This window comes from Streptomyces sp. DG2A-72, assembly GCF_030499575.1.
Classification (GTDB): Bacteria; Actinomycetota; Actinomycetes; order Streptomycetales; family Streptomycetaceae; genus Streptomyces.
Map to the genome: position 1 here is coordinate 4,304,691 of NZ_JASTLC010000001.1, position 17,154 is coordinate 4,321,844.

19 protein-coding genes and 1 pseudogene are annotated in these 17,154 nt (G+C 68.8%); 9 read left to right on the forward strand and 11 right to left on the reverse strand.

Annotated features, from left to right (window positions below; genetic code table 11):
• Window positions 1–181: 181 nt before the first annotated feature.
• Together QQY66_RS20255 and QQY66_RS20260 are read right to left on the reverse strand one after the other, a co-directional pair.
• Window positions 182–1,357, reverse strand: a complete 1,176-nt coding sequence (locus QQY66_RS20255; RefSeq protein ID WP_301981752.1) for a fructose-specific PTS transporter subunit EIIC — start codon at window positions 1,355–1,357, stop codon at window positions 182–184.
• A gap of 127 nt (window positions 1,358–1,484) precedes the next feature.
• The gene (locus QQY66_RS20260; RefSeq protein ID WP_301981753.1) at window positions 1,485–2,741 is read right to left on the reverse strand and encodes a hypothetical protein; all 1,257 of its coding nucleotides are present in this window, start codon (window positions 2,739–2,741) and stop codon (window positions 1,485–1,487) included.
• Between the two features lie 342 nt (window positions 2,742–3,083).
• Here QQY66_RS20260 and QQY66_RS20265 point away from each other — a divergent pair, with 342 nt between their 5' ends.
• Both QQY66_RS20265 and QQY66_RS20270 read left to right on the forward strand, forming a co-directional pair.
• A complete protein-coding gene (locus QQY66_RS20265; RefSeq protein WP_301987771.1) occupies window positions 3,084–3,239 on the forward strand; it encodes a hypothetical protein in 156 nt (51 codons plus the stop codon).
• Window positions 3,240–3,304: 65 nt separating this feature from the next.
• Window positions 3,305–3,607: a deoxyxylulose-5-phosphate synthase gene (locus QQY66_RS20270; protein ID WP_301987428.1), complete on the forward strand. Its 303-nt coding sequence runs from the start codon at window positions 3,305–3,307 to the stop codon at window positions 3,605–3,607.
• A 491-nt stretch (window positions 3,608–4,098) separates the two neighbouring features.
• On the opposite strand, the gene QQY66_RS20275 is transcribed toward QQY66_RS20270, so the two are convergent.
• Window positions 4,099–4,377: a hypothetical protein gene (locus QQY66_RS20275; RefSeq protein ID WP_301981754.1), complete on the reverse strand. Its 279-nt coding sequence runs from the start codon at window positions 4,375–4,377 to the stop codon at window positions 4,099–4,101.
• 206 nt (window positions 4,378–4,583) lie between these two features.
• Here QQY66_RS20275 and QQY66_RS20280 point away from each other — a divergent pair, with 206 nt between their 5' ends.
• Together QQY66_RS20280 and QQY66_RS20285 are read left to right on the forward strand one after the other, a co-directional pair.
• A complete protein-coding gene (locus QQY66_RS20280) occupies window positions 4,584–5,015 on the forward strand; it encodes an SRPBCC family protein (protein ID WP_301981755.1) in 432 nt (143 codons plus the stop codon).
• A 43-nt stretch (window positions 5,016–5,058) separates the two neighbouring features.
• The gene (locus tag QQY66_RS20285; RefSeq protein WP_301981756.1) at window positions 5,059–5,811 is read left to right on the forward strand and encodes a PP2C family serine/threonine-protein phosphatase; all 753 of its coding nucleotides are present in this window, start codon (window positions 5,059–5,061) and stop codon (window positions 5,809–5,811) included.
• Between the two features lie 195 nt (window positions 5,812–6,006).
• Here the strand turns inward: QQY66_RS20285 and QQY66_RS20290 are convergent, their stop codons facing one another.
• Entirely contained in the window at window positions 6,007–7,647 is a 1,641-nt protein-coding gene (locus QQY66_RS20290; RefSeq protein WP_301981757.1) for a cellulase family glycosylhydrolase, read from the reverse strand.
• A gap of 206 nt (window positions 7,648–7,853) precedes the next feature.
• Between QQY66_RS20290 and QQY66_RS20295 the strand changes: the two genes are divergently transcribed.
• Complete coding sequence (locus QQY66_RS20295; RefSeq protein ID WP_301981758.1) at window positions 7,854–8,621, forward strand: SAM-dependent methyltransferase; 768 nt, start codon at window positions 7,854–7,856, stop codon at window positions 8,619–8,621.
• Window positions 8,622–9,734: 1,113 nt separating this feature from the next.
• Here QQY66_RS20295 and QQY66_RS20300 read toward each other — a convergent pair.
• A complete protein-coding gene (locus tag QQY66_RS20300) occupies window positions 9,735–10,121 on the reverse strand; it encodes a DUF6415 family natural product biosynthesis protein (protein WP_301981759.1) in 387 nt (128 codons plus the stop codon).
• 204 nt (window positions 10,122–10,325) lie between these two features.
• On the opposite strand from QQY66_RS20300, the gene QQY66_RS20305 reads away from it, so the two are divergent.
• Window positions 10,326–11,543, forward strand: a complete 1,218-nt coding sequence (locus tag QQY66_RS20305; protein WP_301981760.1) for a transcriptional regulator — start codon at window positions 10,326–10,328, stop codon at window positions 11,541–11,543.
• Window positions 11,540–12,088 (forward strand): GNAT family N-acetyltransferase, encoded by a 549-nt coding sequence (locus QQY66_RS20310; RefSeq protein ID WP_301981761.1) that lies wholly within the window; start codon window positions 11,540–11,542, stop codon window positions 12,086–12,088. The genes QQY66_RS20305 and QQY66_RS20310 overlap by 4 nt, the downstream gene beginning before the upstream one ends.
• A gap of 132 nt (window positions 12,089–12,220) precedes the next feature.
• Here the strand turns inward: QQY66_RS20310 and QQY66_RS20315 are convergent, their stop codons facing one another.
• Entirely contained in the window at window positions 12,221–12,931 is a 711-nt protein-coding gene (locus QQY66_RS20315; protein ID WP_301981762.1) for an isochorismatase family cysteine hydrolase, read from the reverse strand.
• A 5-nt stretch (window positions 12,932–12,936) separates the two neighbouring features.
• Window positions 12,937–13,551, reverse strand: a complete 615-nt coding sequence (locus QQY66_RS20320; RefSeq protein WP_301981763.1) for a CGNR zinc finger domain-containing protein — start codon at window positions 13,549–13,551, stop codon at window positions 12,937–12,939.
• An 89-nt stretch (window positions 13,552–13,640) separates the two neighbouring features.
• Here QQY66_RS20320 and QQY66_RS20325 point away from each other — a divergent pair, with 89 nt between their 5' ends.
• Entirely contained in the window at window positions 13,641–14,486 is an 846-nt protein-coding gene (locus tag QQY66_RS20325; protein WP_367666985.1) for an alpha/beta fold hydrolase, read from the forward strand.
• Window positions 14,487–14,612: 126 nt separating this feature from the next.
• Here QQY66_RS20325 and QQY66_RS20330 read toward each other — a convergent pair whose 3' ends face one another.
• The 3 genes and pseudogenes from QQY66_RS20330 to QQY66_RS20340 all read right to left on the reverse strand — a co-directional run.
• Window positions 14,613–14,843 (reverse strand): DUF4158 domain-containing protein, encoded by a 231-nt coding sequence (locus tag QQY66_RS20330; protein ID WP_301987430.1) that lies wholly within the window; start codon window positions 14,841–14,843, stop codon window positions 14,613–14,615.
• A gap of 2 nt (window positions 14,844–14,845) precedes the next feature.
• Window positions 14,846–15,238, reverse strand: coding sequence for an NUDIX domain-containing protein (locus QQY66_RS20335; RefSeq protein ID WP_301981764.1), 393 nt, complete (start codon window positions 15,236–15,238; stop codon window positions 14,846–14,848).
• A pseudogene (locus QQY66_RS20340) lies at window positions 15,238–15,543 on the reverse strand (dihydropteroate synthase); the annotation flags it as partial. The gene QQY66_RS20335 and the pseudogene QQY66_RS20340, both read right to left, overlap by 1 nt.
• A gap of 266 nt (window positions 15,544–15,809) precedes the next feature.
• Between QQY66_RS20340 and QQY66_RS20345 the strand changes: the two are divergent.
• Complete coding sequence (locus tag QQY66_RS20345) at window positions 15,810–15,938, forward strand: hypothetical protein (protein ID WP_367666986.1); 129 nt, start codon at window positions 15,810–15,812, stop codon at window positions 15,936–15,938.
• On the opposite strand, the gene QQY66_RS20350 is transcribed toward QQY66_RS20345, so the two are convergent.
• Window positions 15,911–17,116, reverse strand: a complete 1,206-nt coding sequence (locus QQY66_RS20350; RefSeq protein WP_301981765.1) for an MFS transporter — start codon at window positions 17,114–17,116, stop codon at window positions 15,911–15,913. The genes QQY66_RS20345 and QQY66_RS20350 overlap by 28 nt on opposite strands.
• Window positions 17,117–17,154: the final 38 nt, after the last annotated feature.

Consider the following 17,154-nt stretch of genomic DNA (forward strand, 5'->3'; position numbering starts at 1 on the left):
TGTCCGCCGGGGGCGGGGCGCCCCGGCGACCCCAAGAAGACCCTTCGGACGTCTCGGTGGTCCGGCGGCCGGATCACACATGGCCGCCGGAAAAGACGTACGGCTGTTACACGGACGCGGTACGCCGACACGAAAGGGCGGCCCCGCCGAAGCGGGGCCGCCCTTTCGTGGTCGTACGGACTCAGCCGGCGACGGACACCTTCCGGCGGATCCTGACCGCGGGGCTCGCGGCGCGTGCGGCGGGCTGCCCGCCGAGGCTCTTGAGGGCGACGGCCGTCGCGGCGGTGACGACGGCGCCCGCGGCGACGGCGAGGACGAGGAGCAGCGGCTCGCCCGTCTCGCCGAGGGCGAGGAAACCGCCGTAAGGGACGGTGGTCGTCGTACCGAAGGTCATGGTCAGGGCGCCGGTGACGGCTCCGCCGGCCATGCCCGCCGGGATCACCCGCAGCGGGTCGGCCAGCGCGAAGGGGACGGCGCCCTCGGGGATGAAGGCGGCGCCGAACAGCCAGGCGACCTTGCCGTAGGCCCGTTCGGGCCCGGTGAAGACCCTGCCGCGGACGAGGGTGGCAAGGCTCATGCCGAGCGTGGGCACCATGCCGGCCGCGACCACGGCGGCCATCATGGTCATGTCGGTCGGGTTGAACTTCGAGGGGTCGGGCCCGCTGATGCCCACGGTGCCGAAGGCGATGGCCGTCTTGCCGATCGCGCCGCCGAGGTCGCAGCAGACCATCGCGCCGAGAAGCACGCCGACCAGAACGAGGTGGTGGAACTCCAGCCACACCAGTTTCCCGTGCAGCCAGCCGCTCAGGGCGGTCAGCCGCCCCGCGACGAACGCGATGATCACCGCGGCGGTGACCAGGGAGGCCAGCAGAGGGACCAGCGCGGTCGAGGCGATGTCACGCAGCGCCGAGGGGACGGGAATCCGTTGCAACGCCAGGGTGGCCGCGCCCGCGACCAGGCCGGCCAGCAGACCGGCGAGGATGCCGCCCTGGGCGCCCATGGCGGCCATGCCGCCCAGGATGCCGGGAATGAGCGCCGGTCTGCCGGCCATGCCGTAGGCGAGGTGGCCGGCCACGGCCACGGGCAGGAAGCTCAGGCCGCTGGCGCCCAGCCTGAGCAGCAGCGCGGCCCAGGTGTGGGGCTGGGTCCAGTCGGCGGCAGCCAGGATCTGGTCAGCCGTGTCGGTGAGGTCCGGGCCCGAGATGACGAGGGCGAGGACGCTCATCGTCGCCGCGATCGCGGTGAAGGGGGCGAACCAGGGGACGCCGGCGGCCAGCCAGCGGCCGGTCCTGAAGCCGAAGGGCGGCGTCGGTACGGTGTCCTGTTTCGGACGGACGGGCTTGCGGGGGTGGGACATGGTGGCTCCAGACAGGGAGGGGGATGCGCCTCCGGGGCGCGGGGGATGCCGGGCGGATGCCGGCCGCTTCGGGAGGCGGCCGGCATCCCGGTGCCCGGGAGGCGTACTCCGGGCCGGTGCCGGACGGTCACCTGGTGACGACTTCGACTCCCAGGTCCTGCCTGATGGCCTCGATGTTCACGCCGACCATGTACTCCGTCGAGCAGTGGCAGGGACCACCGGCCAGCCACGTCACGCCTGAGTGCCCGCCGACGATCCAGGCCCCGGACTCGGTGTCGTCCGTCGTGTAGATGGGGGCACCGGAGTCACCGCCCTTCGTGACCTTCCCGTTGTCGTAGCGCGGCCAGTTCGTGCCACCTCGGTCGTAGAGGAAGCCCTTGCCGTCCCTGATGCAGTCGGAGCCTCCCGAGTAGCAGATGCTGTACCTGGTGTTGGAGATCGGGTGGCCGCAGTGGTTGAACGACACGGAACCGCTCACGCAGACCCGCCTCCCGTGTTCGGGCGCCTCGGTGCCGTGCACGAACATCGACGACCTGCTGGAGGCCGTGCCGCCGGTGAACATGAAGCCGTCGTAGGGATGGGCCGTGTTGCCGGACAGCAGCTCGGTGTCGATGTTGCGGTCGCGCCGCGTGACCTGTCCGACCCAGTTGCCGAAGCTGTCGTTCTCCCTGCGGCTGTAGACGTGCGTCAGATTGCTGAAGCAGTGCCCCGCGGTCGTCATGTAGAGGTGGCCGGTGGCCCGCTGCCTGACGGCGAACCCGGCCGTGCACTTGAAGGCCTGGGTGCCCAGGGTCCCGATCAGCGCGGCTCCGCCCCAGAACGGCTGGGCATCGGCGAACCGGCCGGTCTGGGGTTCGAGGCGGGCCTGCTGTACGTCGACGGCGCCCGGGTAGGCGCTGCGCAGCGACTTCGTGACGGAGGCCGGGGCGTCGGTCAGCACCGTCACCTTGTCGGTCTTGGCGTCGTACGAGGTGGCCACGCCGTACTTGTCGGCGTCGCTGCTCCACGCGCGGGACGTCACCGTCTTCTGGATCTTGTCCAGGGCACCCTTGCTGAACTGGCTGGTCCGGACGGTCGTCACCGTGTCCGACGGCAGCAGTGACTGGACCTTGGTCTTCTCTGCGGCCGAGGTGCCGGCGGCCAGCCTCAGTACCGTGCCGGAGTCCGCGACGCCGAGCGCGGAATGGGTGTCGGCGATCTTGTTCAGTTGCTTCCACTGGTTCTGGCTGGGCTCCACCGATGTCTCGGCGGAGGTGGCCGAGCCCGCGGACACGGCCGCCGGGCCGGTGGCCGCCGCCAGGGCGACGGCCGGCGCGCCCACCGCCAGCACACCTGTGACCGTCGCCGTGAGCGCCAGCCTGATCAGGCTGTTTCTCGTACGCACTGCTCCTCGTTTCACTCAAGGGGAGTCGGAACGTGCGTCAAGAAACCAAGGCTGTGTAACAGTGGCCGGGCCGTCGGATCACAGCGTCCGATCGGAAACGATGGCCCTATGTTCTCGACCCAGCGACGAAGACCACAGGGACGGAGACGTGTTCTCCGGCGTCCTCAAGGTAGTGGCCCCGTTCCCGGTGGAGATCGACCTCGGGCAGGTCTGACCAGGCGCCGCTCGGCAGCCAACAGCGCGTGAGCGATGCGTGAGCGGACGGTCCGACACAGGGCGGCATGAGCCGGATCAACCGCGCGGCAGCGCCGGGCACCACGGGCAGAGGTGGGGGGCTGTGCGATGCCCGCGAAGGATGAGCCGGCCCGGTGTCGGTACGAGAAGCTGGTCGACCGCTTGGAGGGCCTGAAGGACGTCCGTCGTGCTGCACGCGAGGCGGGCCGTCGTCTCGGCTGGCAACCGATGACCCACGTCGTCGACGCCAGACTCTTCGTGTAGATGCAAGTACGGTCGACCTTCGCCGCCCCACCTTTGCTGAAGAGCCTGCGCAGCATGCCGGAAATCTGTCGAGCCCGACCCTGCAGCGGCTCTACCCCGGCTACTACGACCACGACCGGGTCTGTCCACGCTGCGCCGAACCACTGATCCACGTCGGCTCCGCCTTCGCGGCACCCAAGAGGCGGGACACCGCCGCCTGGCGCACTCTCTCCGTGCTGCTGCACGCCGGTGTGCGCTTCCACAAGAGCTGTTGCGGCGGCCCCGGCTACCGCCCACGCACCCTCAGCGAGGTGCGCGAGCGGATGGCCTACGCCCGGGCCACCGGAGAACCATTCGCTCAGGCATTGGTCCGCCGCGACCTGCCCTAGCAGCCCGAGCAGGGGGCGTTCCGCCGCGCCGCCGAGCGACCCCTGCTGTCATACACAGCACGCATAAGGCGCACATCACGCTGCGCGATCCTCCAGGACGGCCACGGCCTGGGCAGCCTTGCGGGCCTTCTTCCTCCGCCTTCTCCAGCTTGGCCTTCGCCTTGGCCAGTTGCTTGGAGCGGCGCTTGTGCATCTTCTTCGAGACCTTGTGGCCCAGCATCGTCTGTACGACGTTGACGTCCGCGCCGCTGGCAATGGCGAGCGATGCCGCCGTATGGCGCAGCGTGCGCCTCAACGATGTGCGCCCGGCAGGCATCCCGGCACGGAACCGAGTGCCGTACTGCACCGGCTCCACAGCGACCTCCTGCGGTACACCGCCGCTCAGTAGCCACGGCGCCCATCAGGCGCGGCACGGATCAGGGGCCCGATCCGGGATGTGGATCAGGCCCCTGGGGTTCCGCGTGCCCCCTACTCCACTGAAGAGGCGCGACCTAGAAGGCGCTGTTGTCGCAGCCCATGGTCGAGCCCACGTGGGTGTGCTGACCGCCCGAGTTGCCCTCGCCGTTGAGCGCGTTGCCCAGCACGCCGTTGAGGATGCCGACCTGGCCGAGGACGTCGACGTTCAGGTCGTGCGACTTGCAGTGCGAGCTCTGCATGACGCTCTTACCGCCGTGCCCGTCCTTCCCGTTGGCGGTGGCGGTGCCGGCGCTCAGGATCCCGACGCTGCCGAGAGCGACGACCACGACGGCAGCCTTGTGAAGCTTGTGCATGTCATCTCCGGAAGTGAGGTGTGGTGTGTGCGATCCGCGACAGATCGACTTCGTACAGTTACGGGAGATTAGTATGAAAAATGACTATAGAAACCAGCGACGCGCCGTGAAGTGCGATCCAGCGAGGAAGCACCCGGACAGCCCCGAGCCGGGCGCACACTGGAGGCATAGGACCGTGCGTCATGAGCCGGACCCGGAGGTGGGCCATGAGCACCCTCGAAGAGCACATCGATGTCGGAGTCCCGGTGGACAGGGCCTGGGACAGGCTGCACCGGGTGGAGGACTATCCGCGCTTCGTGGCGGGAGTGCATGGTGCCCGTCCGGAGGCGGAGGGGCGCGCGCATCTGGATGTCGAAGCCGGCGGGCGGGCCCGGGAGTTCGCGGCCGAGGTCTCCGACCACGGCGACGAACGCGTGATGGAGTGGCACACCACGGGCGCCGCGGAGCTGACGGGTTCCTTCTCGCTGCAGCCGATCGACCAGGACCACACCCGGGTCCAGGCGCGGCTGGAGTACGACCCCGGCACGATCAGGGAGATCTTCGGCGGGCCGAGAGGATTCGCCCAGGCGAACGCGATCGAGCGGCTCGTCCGCAGTGATCTGGAGTCCTTCAAGGAGTACGTGGAACGGGAGCAGTGAGCGACAGGACAGCGGTGGACGCGGCGGGCGGTGACGGTGTCACATGCCGTACGTCGCCGTGAGTGCGCTGAGTCATCCGGGGCTGTTGCGGGACCGCAACGAGGACAGTCTCGTCGTCGGCCCGTGGACCCTGTGCGCCACGGTCACCGAGAACCCGCAGACCCTGGCCTTCCCGCTGGGCACACCGCTCGTCGTCGCCGTCGCCGACGGACTCGGCGGACATCCGGGCGGTGAGGTGGCCAGCGCTCTGGTCGTACGCCAACTCGCGGCAGTTGGTCCGGCACTGAGCGACGAGGACGCCGTACGCAGCGCCCTGAGCACCTGCAATCGCGCCGTGTACGAGGCGGCCGGCGGCGACGAGGGCGGCGAACTCGCCACGATGGGGACGACGGTGGCCGGCGCCGTCGTACAGCCCGATGCGCTGCTCGTGTTCAACGTGGGCGACAGTCGCGTCTTCGCCGCCTCCCCCGACGGGCTGCGTCAGGTGAGCGTCGACGACAGCGGGCCGCTCGAACCCGGGCAGCGCACCACGTCCCTCGTCACCCAGTGCCTGGGCGGCAGCCCGACCTATCGCGCCGTCCGCCCCCATGTGACGTCCGTGCCCCTGTCCCCCGGCGACCGCTACCTCATCTGCACGGACGGTCTGACCGACCCGGTACCGACGGACGTTCTCGACAAGGTGATGCGGGAACACGACGACGGACGGGCCGCGTTCGAACTGTGGAAGGCCGCGATCGAGGCCGGCGGCCCCGACAACATCACGCTGGCGGTCGTACGGATCGGGGACGACGAGTAGACACGAGCAGCACGTCCCCGCACCGCGCGTGATCCACCACCGCCCGCACGATCGCGGCCATCGCCCTGCACCACCAGGCCCTCCGCCGGCACCAGTTGCTGGACCCGCTGACCGACCCCAGCCATGACTGGCTGCAGATGGACAACCGCTCCCGCCTGGGCCGCGCCTATCTGGCGACGGGCGAAGTCCCATAGTTCAGGCGCTTGCGCAGACCGCCCCATTGAGCCTGAACGACGTCGGCGCCCTATTCGCAGCCCCCTTGCTCCCCGTGAACCCGACCGTCACCGAACCCGCCGCCGGGATGGTGGACGTGTACGACGCGGGCGAGACCGTCACCGCGCCCGCGTTCTGAGTCGCCGTTCCGCCCCACATGTTGGTGACGGTCTGCCCGTCGGCGAACGTGAAGGCCAGGCGCCACCCGCTCAGCGGCGTCGTGCCGGTGTTGCGGATCACGATCTCGCCCTGGAAGCCGCCCGGCCACTCGTTGACCGCCCGGTAGCCGACCGTGCAGCCCACTCCCGTCGCCTCGTCCGTCGTGACGCTCACCGTCGCCGAGCGTGCCGAGCGGTTGCCGGCGGCGTCGCGGGCGTGGACGGCGAAGGTGTACGCCGTGTCGGGGGTGAGACCGGTGAGGGTGACGGTGTTCGTACTCGAAGCAGCGACCGGCAGCTCGGACGTCCCCTCGACCCGGACGACGTCGTACGCGGTGACGGCAACGTTGTCCGTGGCGGCGGGCCAGGAGAGGGTGACCGACGTGGAGGTCACGGAGGATGCCGTCGGAGTGCCGGGGGCCGTCGGGGCCTGGGTGTCGGGCCCCGTGCCGCCGAAGATCGTGGCCTCCTTCGACGTCTGGACGATGCCGTTGGCGCCGTTGAAGATGCGCTGGCCCCAGGAGCTGAGCCGAGCCGGGTCGAAGTCGATCGCCAGGTCGAGGATGGGGTCGGTGTTGCCGCTCCAGGACCAGGCCAGGTAACCGAGGTCGAGTTGTTCGGCCGCCGCCATCATCGTGCCCTCGTCGGGATCGCCGTACTGGTCGGGAGGGCCGCCGAACTCCCCTATCAGGATGGGCAGTCGGGCCGTCACGAAGGCGTTCAGGTAGTCGGTGATCTCCTGTGCCGTGTCGTAGACGCTGTACATGTGGATGGAGAAGATCAGGTTGCCGGTGGGATCGGCGTCGTACACGGTCTGGGCGTTCGCACGCATCACGCCCTGCCAGTCCTGGCCCCAGTTGGGCGCGTCCACCATGATCGTGTGCTCGAATCCGGCAGACCGCAGCTTCTGTACGGCGGCGACGGTCGGGGCGGTCCAGCCTGCGGGGTTGGTGTTGCCCCAGGGCTCGTTGCCGATGTTGATGATGACGTAGTTCTCCTGGCCTGCCAGGACGCCCTTCAGGCCGATCCAGTAGTCGGCCGCCGAGTCGAGCGTGGCGGCCGCGGCCTCCTCGCCGTAGCCGGTGGTGTCGTGCACCTCCAGCACGCAGATCAGCCGGTTGGCCTTGCAGTTCGCGACGACGGCGGCCACGTCCTCGGCGCTGTTGCGCGTCCAGCGGTGGCCGTTGGAGAGGACGACCCGGACGGTGTTGGCGCCGAACGCCTTGATGTCCGCCAGGGACTGCGTCTCGCCGGGGTACCAGGTGTGGGCGTGGTTCACGCCGCGCATGACGAAGTCGTTGCCGTTGCCTTCGAGCAGACGGCCGTCGCTGATGTGGAGGCCGGTGGCCCGGGCGCCGGGCGGCTCCGCGTGGGCGGGGGCCGTGCCGAGGGCCAACAGGCCCACGAGGAGGGCCAGTAACGCGGCGACAGGACTCTTTCTCTTCGTGCTTCTCGTAGTTCTCACTGCGACTCCAGATGAATGAATGAGCGTGAGCAACGTGAGCATCGACAGAAACGTGGGAGCGCTCCCATAAACCCACTAGGACAGGAACACGTCAAGACATCGCGCAAGCGCTTTCCCGAACGCCCCCGCATGCACGCCGAGTTGACCTACGTTGGTGACCTGATCACCACACCGATCACCCGCACTCCCGAGGAGGAGGGTCTGCCGTGTCGGACTCCACGACCAAGCCGCACTCGGCCCGCTTCTGGAACTACTTCGTCGGCGGCAAGGACCACTACCCGGTCGACCGGGAGATCGGGGACCACATCAAGGAGATCTTCCCCGGCCTCGTCGACGTGGCGGTCACCAGCCGGCACTTCCTGGGGCGCGCCGTCCGCCACCTCGCCGGTGAGCAGGGCGTACGGCAGTTCCTGGACATCGGCACCGGCCTGCCGACCGCCGACAACACGCACGAGGTGGCCCAGCGCGTGGCACCGGACGCCCGGATCGTGTACGTCGACAACGACCCGATCGTGCTGACCCACGCCAACGCCCTGCTCACGAGCACACCCGAAGGCAGGACCACCTATCTGGACGCCGACCTGTACGACCCGAAGGGCATCCTGGAGGCCGCCGCGGGCACACTCGACTTCTCTCGGCCGGTCGCCCTGATGATCCTCAACACCCTCGGCCATGTCGCCGAGTACGAGCAGGCGCGCGGGCTGGTGCGTGAGCTCATGGCGGACCTTCCGCCGGGCAGCCACCTCGTGATCAGCGACAGCACCGCCACCAGCGAGGGCATGATCGCCGCGTCGGAGGCGTACAACGCGAGCGGCGCGGTGCCGTACCACGTACGCGGCGTCGAGGAGATCGCCGGGTTCTTCGACGGTCTGGAACTCGTGGAGCCGGGCATCGTCCAGGTGACCGAGTGGCGCCCGGAGTACGGTGACCCGGTCGCCGTCGACGCCTACTGCGGGGTGGGGCGCAAGTCGTAGAGCCGCGGCGCCAGCGCCCCCGTAACGCCGAGCGACGCTACCGCCATCAGCGTCATCGCGGTGGCAGGCGAAGTCAGTTGAAGACCGCCCAGATCGGCAGCCCCGGGCGTTCGTTCGGCTGCTGGCACCACGGTCCGCCGAGTGCATGAGTCGCGCAGACCCCGCCCATCCGCCACGGATGAAGCGGACGAGCGGGGCTGGTTCAGGGCCGGTCAGCCTGTCTGGTGCTGGTGGCTTCGTGGCCGTCGCGGCGGCGGGCTACCCGGTGGATCTGGGCCCGGTGTCGGCGGCGTCGCGTCTACCCTCATGGGCGTGTTCCCCTCCTCTCCTGGAGTCGGGAGCCGGGCGTCTCGACCACTTGACCTTTGCGAGAGTGAGAGTGGTCGGGGCGTCATCCCGTGTGTGACGGCCGCAGTGTCCGGCTCTCACCCTCGGGGGCACAAACGGGGCAGATATCCACACCAGCCAGAAGCGAGATCATCTGCTGGTCACGGTGCACCCGGCAGTGCCTTCGGCCCCGTACCTGGTCTATCTGCCGTTCGTCCTCGGCGAGTTGCCTCGGGGTCATAGGGCCGTATCCGTTAGCGGCCATGGACACTCCTAGTTGTTGTCGTCCGGGGGCGGGGTGGGCGGGTCATCGTCGGGCTTCGGCACGGGCGGCCAAGTCCTGACGACTCCGAGGTTGCTGCGCATGGCACCTCCCCTCTGCGCATGTGCCGACTTCGGTCAAAGCCGGTCATCGGGCTTGCAACCGCCTCAGGCTCGGCCTGTCCAAGGGTGGGACCGGAGGCGGGGTTCTTGGTGCCCTCTACCGTCGAAGCTCCGCAAGGCTCCGGCGGGGAGAGGCGTTTGGGGGTACGCCCCTGACGTTGCGGTCGCCATGGGACGCCTCACGCGGGGCGTGGCCGGTCAGTCACCGGACAGCGCGCGGACAATCAGGACACAAGCCAGGACGCGTGTTCCGACCGGGCCCGGGCCGACCAGGTCGAGGTGTGCGCGATGCGCCCAGATGCCCCACCTGGGGGCGGAGTTGCTCGGCTCGTGCCGAAGTAGACGGCGTCATCCGGGTCGGTGATCGGCTCGTCGCAGTGACGGAGAAGTGCACGCCCGCGCTCACACGCTCCCGCTCAGGGTGTCGTAGTGACCGCACAGGGCATTCAGGGACCGGGCGAGGCGCCGGGCGAGGGCGACACGGGCATCGAGTCCAGGCGTCGGGGTGACGGCCAGCTTGCGGCGAGCCTCGCCTACGCAGGCCATGGCGCAGTAGGACTGCACGCTGCTGAGCTTCGGGCCCGCTGCCTTCTCGACTTCGGGGATGATCAGCTCCAGGTGCCCGCGCAGGGTGAGGGTAAGCGTGTCGGCCTCATCGGCAGACGGCGGCAGGGCGTCCGGTGCGTCGTCCGGGCCGAGCAGTCGGCGCACGGTGGCGCGCATCGCGGCGATGTCCAGCGGGGCCTGATCCTGCTCTTCACCAGCCGCCGCTTGGGATGTAGCTCGCATGGGTCGGCGCTCCTCCACAGGGTTGGCCATTCCCCAGGGCCCTGCCAGGCCGCCGGGGTTTGTCGTCACCTGAGGAAACCGGAAGTGTCCGGTGCGGCATCAGGACAGATGGAGGGCACTTTCCGACGGAGGACCGGACAGTTTCCCCACGCGGTCAGTGACGGTACGACTACCGTCAAGGGGTACGCGCAGCAGGGAGACACGATGTCCAGGCAGCGGAACACCACGCTGGAGGCGCTCCTCACGGATTTCGGCTACACGCATCAGGCGCTCGCCGACGAGGTCAACCGCGTCGCCTCCGACGAGTACCGCGAACCCGCGAACTGCACCGACCGGCACGTGCGCCGCTGGATCTCCGGCCATGTCCGCTGGCCCTGGCCGCGCTATCTTCGGCCTCTGGAGCACATCTTCGGCCGCAGCCCGCAAGACATGGGATTCGCGCCGCGCACGGCGTCACCTGCTCCCACATCGGCGCGGCCGGCGCCCGCGAAGGAACAACACCCTGTGCAGCGCCGCACGTTCATCGCCGGGGCCCTCGCTGCCACCCTCGGCACCGACCAGACACCGCACCGCGGCCGTCTCGGCATGTCCGACGTCGACCGCGCCCAGAACACCATCCGCCGCCTTGACGCGCACTTCAACGGGCTCGGAGGGGGCGCCCTGGTCGAAGTTGCCGCCGACTACCTCACACGACTCCAGGGGGCCTTGGACCACTGCACGTACGGCGAACGCGTCGAGCGTGCCCTGACCCGGGCCGTGGCCGACGTCGCAGCCTGCGCCGGGTGGTCCGCGCACGACTGCGGTGACTATTCCCGCGCCGCCCAGTTCCGCAATGAGGCGCTCCAGGCGGCACTGCTGGCCCGGGATCCGGTCGCGGTGACCCGCGCGTGGTCTGACCTTGCCGCACAAGCCGAGCACGCCGGACGGCCCGCGGAGGCCGCACGCATCAACCGGGCCGCACTTTCGGAGCGGCACCTACGGGCCCAGCCGCTGGTCTCTTCTCTCCTGCACGCCCGGCTCGCCGACTGCCTCGCGCAGACCAACGATCCCCAGGGCATGGGCCGACAACTAGCCGCGGCCGAACGCGCCTACGACCGCGCGGACGTGGCAGGCGCCCCAAGCTGGCTTGCGTTCCTCACCCCGGCGGAACTGTCCGGGCTCGGCGCCCTCGCCCACCAGAGCGCCGGCCAGTACGCCCGCGCCGAACAGCATGCCCTGCAAACCCTCGATCTCCTTGAGGACGGATTCAACCGCAACCGCGCCTACTACGCGGTGGTACTCGCCGAACTCCAGCTGACCCAGGGCGAGTACGAGCGGGCTGCGGCCACCGCCGCGACGGTCCAGACGGACCACATCTCCAGCAGCCGCATCATGGCCCGTCTCGCGCGGGTCACCGCAGCCGGCCAAGGAGGACGTACATGACCACACACACCGAATTCGACCTACGGCACTACGGGCACGCGGACGCGTCCGCGATCCGCGGACTCCTCCTGGACGTCCACGACGAGGTGTACGAGGGCAGTGACGACCCACTCGCTGGGCGGGAAGAGTTCGCGAAGTTTGTCGACCATTGGTCGGCCCGTGAGGTCTTCGCGTGTGTGGTCGGCTACGACCGCGGCGAGCCGATCGGCTACGCGTACGGGGCGCCGCTGAGCGCGGCCACAACATGGTGGGCGAAGGTGATACCGCCTCTGCCTGGGGAGTTCACCGCGGAGTCCGGGGCGCGCACGTTCGCTCTGTCGGAGCTGATGGTCCGTACATCGTGGCGTGGCACTGGGGCGGCGAAGGCGATCCATGATGAGCTGCTGCGTGGCCGCGCCGAGGAGCGGGTGACGCTCTTGGTTCACAGGCAGCACCGCAAGGTTCGTGCGCTGTACGAGAGTTGGGGCTACCGCGAGGTGGGTGAGACGGTGCCGTTCGACGGGGCTCCGGAGTTGTGCGCGATGGTGCTGCGGCTTGGAGCCTGAAGAGTCGTCCCCAGACGGTCCGTCACGGCCGCACTGGGGGCTTCGCTTCTGGCTACTTTCGCTCGGCTTCACCGGCAAGCTGGGGCACCGACGGAAGCCTCTGACGAGCAGCGTTCTGGTCGATGACGACTGTCAATCCCCACGTTCAAGCTGATCGTTTCCCACCGTTTCCCTGAGCGGCTGAGTGCGCTCAGTCCGTGCCGGACAGCCGATCCATGATCTCCTCGGCCTTCGGCACGAGCGCGAATCCCTTGCGCAGCACGGCAAGTTCGGGCTTCTGCCGGGATTCGTCGTCGGTGGCAGTGACGTCCCGCCGAACACGACGCGATAGCCGCGCTCGTACGCCTGCTGCGTGGTGGTGCAGCAGGCGTAGTTGGTGAGCGTTCCTGTGACGATGACCGTGTCCCGGCCGAGGTTGCGCCGGATCGTGTCGAGCGGAGTGTCGTAGGACGCGCCGTAGGACGGCTTGCGGATCAGGACCTCGTCACTGCGGTAGCCCATCTCATCCCGCACCTCGGCGGGTTCCGTCCTGCGCCAGTCGGTGTCGGCATGCGGGAGGTGGCGCAGGGCATACGGACGGTCCAACCCGAGGTGGGTGTCGTCGAAGATGCTCCAGATCACCGGGACACCGAGATCCCGGCAGAGATGGACCAGACGTCGCAGCCGCGGAGCCATCCGGGTTGCAGCCGGTACCCAGTACGGACTCCAGCCGGGGCGGACGAACTCGTCCTGCATGTCGATGACCAGCAGCGCGGAACGCTCAGGACAGATCCCGAAGGATGCCTGCCCCTGTTCATAAGCCTCTCGCGCCCGAGCGGTCACCCACTCCTCGGTATAGATCACGGTCTTCACCCTCCCGCGTTTGTCTGCCGCCGTTGGTGACGTTCAGCCTTCGCGCGGTTTCCGCAGGTCGCCATGGAGCACCAGCGACGTCGCCTACTCGGTGAGGGATCGAGATACAACCACGAGCATCGACCACAGGCGCCGATCTGGAAGCGTTCATCGCTGGCCAGCAGCGCTGCGCTGGCCAGGGCCACTCGTACCGCGAGGACTCGCAACCCCAGCTCGGCTACGTCGGTTACCCACGCAGGCTGAGTGCGGTATCGGTCCGACAGGTGCGCTTCACGGTGAGCAGCCGCGATGTCGACCTCGACTCGTTCGCGGACCATTGCCGGGCAGTCGGTGTCCTCGATAGCTGCCAGCAGGAAATCATGCAACGCCTCGCGCTGGGCCCGCAGGTCTGTGAGGGCATCACTCGCTTCTTCGGGGGCGCTTTCGGCGCGAGCCAGCAGGTACTCGTGCTCGGCGTTGTCGAGTATGCCGGCTGCGCGCGCCCAGTCGGCGGCGTCGGCGAACTCGCGGAGCCATTCGACGTTGCGGTCCTTCGTGCGGCCACCGACTGTGTTGACGAAGTCGAGTGCCGGGTGGCCACCGAGGAAGGACGTGGCTGTCCAGGTCGTCAAGGTCCTTCTCCACACGCCATGCGACGAGTTGACAGGCAGACTCACTACCACAACCATACTAACCATATTTTCAGCGAAAGGGGTTAGTTGTGTCAGTGAAGCTGGTGGACGGGGCGTGGAGCCTGGACAACACGTTCGACTTTCGCGGCCAGAAGGTCCGCTTCGGCGTACTGGGGGAAGGCGCGCCGTTGGTGCTTCTTCACGGCACCCCGTTCTCCTCGGTGGTCTGGCGGCGTATCGTGCCGCACCTCACGCGACACCACCGCGTGTACTACTTCGATCTGCTCGGGTACGGCCAGTCGGACAAAAGACCCGGGCAAGACGTCTCGCTGGCAGTACAGAACCAGGTCTTCACCGCACTGCTCGACCATTGGGACCTCGATCTTCCCCACGTGGTCGGCCACGACTTCGGGGGCACCACGGCGCTGCGGACACACCTGCTCGACGGCCGCGACTACCGATCCCTGACCCTGATTGACCCGGTCGCGCTCAGTCCGCACGGATCGGCGCTCGTACAGACCGCCAGACGGCACGAAGACGCGCTGAACGAACTACCCGGATACATCCACGAAGCGATCCTGCGCGCCTACATCGCCGGGGCGGTGCACCGCCGGCTATCCGAGCAGGAGATGAACCGCTACATCGAGCCCTGGCTGGGTGATCAGGGCCAGGCCGCGTTCTATCGCCAGATCGCACAGATGGACGACCGCCACACCGACGAGATCCAAAACCGCTACAGCGACATCCGCTGCCCGGTCACCATCCTCTGGGGCGAGCAAGACAGCTGGATTCCGGTCGCGAGAGGCCAAACCCTCGCCAGCCGCATCTCCGGCGCAAACTTCCAAATAGTGTCAGAAGCCAGTCACCTCGTTCCCGAAGATGCCCCCGAAGCCATCGTCGCCACCGTGCTCGACTTCGTCGCTCGCGTTGCCTGAACTCGTTTCGCTGAAAGATCGCCTAACGGACACACCGCTACTTGGTACGAGTTGCCGGGATCAGAATGTCTCGCCTCCGCAGTGGGCGCCGCGCCGGCCCGGACGCCCGACGTTCTTACGAGCACATCACATCCGGTCGACCCCGAGCTGCTCGGCCAGCCGCGCCACGGCCACCGACGGTGCGGACGCCACGTCGTCCGGCACGAACCCCAACAACGGCAACGTGCACAGGGCCACGGCAAGCCCCAGCCGATCCGCTTGCCCCCGACCACGGCCGGGATTGACGAACGCCGCGTCCGCCGGAGTCAAGGTGGCTAGGTGTGCCGACCAGACAGGCGACCGCTCGCGGCGACGCATCGTCAAAGCTGCGGCAGCACGCGGTCGAAGAACACGCGGTCGGTCTCGAAGACGGGCTGAAGCCGGGAGAACTCCTGCGGTGTGACCCAGCGTGCGTCGCTCACCTCGCCCGGATGCATAACGACTTCCTCTTCCTCGGCCTCCGCTGTCCACCAGTGCAGACGGAACGTGCCGTCCAAGGTCTGGGACTCCCAGACCTTGGCCACGGGCGAGACCCTCAGGCCGACTTCCTCGTGCACCTCCCGGATCAGGGCTTCCTCCTGCGTCTCACCGGGTTCGAGTTTGCCGCTGAGGGGCGCCCAGTACCCCGGCAACCTGGCCAGCGGACCCCGCTGGATGACGAGCACCCGCTCTCCCCGCCGCACCACCGCGACAATCGCCTCTCGCCGGTCCATCACGCTCCTCCCTTGGCAGCTTCCAGGGCATTGAAGACGGTGAGCGCATCGTGGAGGGCGGCAACGTCATGGGTACGGATGTAATCCGCTCCGTGCCATGCCGCGTACAACTCCGCCGCCACAGTTGCCGGACCAATGCCAGGAAGGCTGGTTCCGGTGAGCGCCCGCAGGAACGACTTGCGGGAGGGAGAGACCAGCACCGGCACGTCGAACCGGGCCTTCAACTGCTCGAGATTCGCCAGGACTCTCAGCGACGGCTCGACGCCGGTCCCCAGGAAGTAGCCCAGCCCTGGGTCGATGACCAGCACTGGCCCAGGCAGCACGAACCGGATCTCGTACACAAGCAGAGTGATCAATGCGGGGAAACACGCCGCTGCCGGCGCTGCTGTTCTCCCTCTCCGGGATCATGCAGGCGCTCCATCCTTTCGGGCCCGTGCCGCCAGTGGGGAGCGCGCTGATCTGGCACCAGTTGAAGGTACGACCCGGGTAGGTGCCGGGTTGCAGCCGTGGGCCGGTGGCGGCTCCTTGAAATCGCTCATCGTGAGGGTGCCACGGCTGGCACTCGGTGGCCGTGAACGAGGTGTTGTCCCAGCTGCTGAAGCTGGTGGAGCCCGCCGTCGTCCAGGTGACCGAGTGGCGCCCGGAGTACGGTGACCCGGTCGCCGTCGACGCCTACTGCGGGGTGGGGCGCAAACCGTAGCGCTCACGCGCCTCCCGCAACCCGGGCGCCAGCGCCAGTGTCACCGCGAGCGACGTCAGCGCCATCGCCGTCATCGCCGTTGCGGGAGACGTCAGTTGGGCCACCGCGCCCGCCAGGGACGCGCTCACGCCTTGCAGGGTGAGCATCCCGGCGGAGTGCAGTCCCAGGGCGTGGCCCGCGAGTTCGTCCGGAGTGAGGGACATCAGGCGCTCCTGCTGGACCAGGCTCGCGCCGAAGCCGACGGACGCGACGGCGATCGCCGCGGCGGCGAGCGGGAGCGCCGGGTGCAGGACGAAGAACGTGTACGGGGCGGCCAGCAGGAGCAGCAGCGGCACCCCGAGCCGCCCGCGCACCGCCCCCGGCACCAGGCGCCCGATCGTCACGTCCCCGACGAACATGCCCAGCGCGGCGCAGGCGAACAGCGTGCCCGCGTGGTCGGGGGCGTAGGAGACGAAGAGCGATTCGCAGCCGACCACCAGGCCGTTGGGAATCCACAGGGCCAGAAGGACGTACCGGCGTGGGCGGGACGACCACAACAGGGCGTTGGTGCGCCAGGTCGCCGTCACCGAGGGTCGGCCGGACGAGCGTGGCGGACGAGCCGTCAGGCCGAGTCGGACGCCCAGCGCGGCCACGGCGTACAGCGCCGCCGAGAGCAGCAGCGCCACCCGTGGGGACAGCACCGTCAGCAGGACGCCGCCCGCCGCGTACCCGGCGATCTGCATGATCCCGTTCATCATGTTGAAGACCGAACGCCCCAGCAGATAGCCGCCCTTGGCCAGGATCTCGTTGAGCAGTCCCCAGCGGACTCCCCCGCCCAGCGATGCGATCAGCCCCTCCACGAGTACGACGACGAAGACCGCCCAGATCGGCAGCCCCGGCACCGCCAGCACCGCCGTACCGGCCGCGAAGGCGACCGAGATCCCCGCCAGCGTCGCCCTCGGCGGCATCCGGTCCGCGCCCGACAGCAGCAGCGTCGCGCCGAGCACCTGCGCCAGCGACGGGCCGAACATGCTCACCGCCGACAGCAGCGGCGACTCGGTGGCCCGGTACACGAGCGTGCCGAGCGCCAGCCCGCCCACGGTCTTCGCGACACCATTGGCGGCGGAGGTGAGGAACAACGGAGTGAACTCCGGTGTCCGGAACAGGGACTTGTAGCCGTTGGTCACGCTGTTGGTCATGCGCGGAGTCTCGGGCGCCCACGGACGCGGGAGTTATT

Bases quoted from the DNA above. Each gene is read 5' to 3' on its own strand.
- QQY66_RS20300 (WP_301981759.1), bottom strand. From the start codon at position 10,121: ATGCGAGCTACATCCCAAGCGGCGGCTGGTGAAGAGCAGGATCAGGCC.
- QQY66_RS20305 (WP_301981760.1), top strand. From the start codon at position 10,326: ATGTCCAGGCAGCGGAACACCACGCTGGAGGCGCTCCTCACGGATTTC.
- QQY66_RS20275 (WP_301981754.1), bottom strand. From the start codon at position 4,377: ATGCACAAGCTTCACAAGGCTGCCGTCGTGGTCGTCGCTCTCGGCAGC.
- QQY66_RS20335 (WP_301981764.1), bottom strand. From the start codon at position 15,238: ATGGACCGGCGAGAGGCGATTGTCGCGGTGGTGCGGCGGGGAGAGCGG.
- QQY66_RS20265 (WP_301987771.1), top strand. From the start codon at position 3,084: ATGCCCGCGAAGGATGAGCCGGCCCGGTGTCGGTACGAGAAGCTGGTC.
- QQY66_RS20285 (WP_301981756.1), top strand. From the start codon at position 5,059: ATGCCGTACGTCGCCGTGAGTGCGCTGAGTCATCCGGGGCTGTTGCGG.
- QQY66_RS20310 (WP_301981761.1), top strand. From the start codon at position 11,540: ATGACCACACACACCGAATTCGACCTACGGCACTACGGGCACGCGGAC.
- QQY66_RS20330 (WP_301987430.1), bottom strand. From the start codon at position 14,843: ATGCGTCGCCGCGAGCGGTCGCCTGTCTGGTCGGCACACCTAGCCACC.
- QQY66_RS20255 (WP_301981752.1), bottom strand. From the start codon at position 1,357: ATGTCCCACCCCCGCAAGCCCGTCCGTCCGAAACAGGACACCGTACCG.
- QQY66_RS20350 (WP_301981765.1), bottom strand. From the start codon at position 17,116: ATGACCAACAGCGTGACCAACGGCTACAAGTCCCTGTTCCGGACACCG.
- QQY66_RS20280 (WP_301981755.1), top strand. From the start codon at position 4,584: ATGAGCACCCTCGAAGAGCACATCGATGTCGGAGTCCCGGTGGACAGG.